We start from the raw sequence: 711 nt of genomic DNA, 5'->3' as shown, positions 1-711 counted from the left end.
TGATTCATGACTGGGGTGAAGTCGTAACAAGGTAACCGTAGGGGAACCTGCGGTTGGATCACCTCCTTACCTAAGAGATACGTGTTATGTGCAGTGCTCACACAGATTGTCTGATGAAGAACGAGCAGAGATACCGGTATAGGCTTGTAGCTCAGGTGGTTAGAGCGCACCCCTGATAAGGGTGAGGTCGGTGGTTCAAGTCCACTCAGGCCTACCACTTTTCCTTTATGCTGTGTTGTGAAGCAACTCGTTTACATTAAGTAAACTTCGTTACTCCACGCCTTGCCTAAAGAAAAAGCTTCTTATTATAATTATAAGAAGAAAAAGGAGTGGTTATACGGGTATTAAAACATTATGGGGCTATAGCTCAGCTGGGAGAGCGCCTGCCTTGCACGCAGGAGGTCAGCGGTTCGATCCCGCTTAGCTCCACCATAATCTCTTGAATATAAAACAATGATTCAGAGTATATTAGGAATAGTATACTGTGAATTATTATGCTCTTTAACGATCTGGAACAAGCTGAAAAATTGAAAACAAATCAATATATCACCGAGGTATATTGGTGAGTCTCTCAAAATCTCAAACCTTAAAGGTTGTCACGCAAAGTTTATCTTTGAAAGAGACACTTTCGGGTTGTGAGGTTAAGCGAATAAGCGTACACGGTGGATGCCTAGGCAATCAGAGGCGATGAAGGACGTGCTAATCTGCGAA

General features: G+C 43.3%; 2 tRNA genes and 1 rRNA gene. All 3 read left to right on the top strand.

The features are described from left to right. Nucleotides 1-69 (top strand): 16S ribosomal RNA (locus ACYUCW_RS18095); the annotation flags it as partial. Nucleotides 70-140: 71 nt separating this feature from the next. Next, nucleotides 141-217 (top strand) — tRNA-Ile (locus ACYUCW_RS18090). A 139-nt stretch (nucleotides 218-356) separates the two neighbouring features. After that, a tRNA-Ala gene (locus ACYUCW_RS18085) sits at nucleotides 357-432 on the top strand. Nucleotides 433-711: the final 279 nt, after the last annotated feature.

The sequence above is a fragment of the Proteus sp. MB838 genome, from assembly GCF_054767435.1.
Note: the sequence above shows the minus strand (reverse complement) of the source record. Positions and strands in the feature narration are given on the sequence as shown.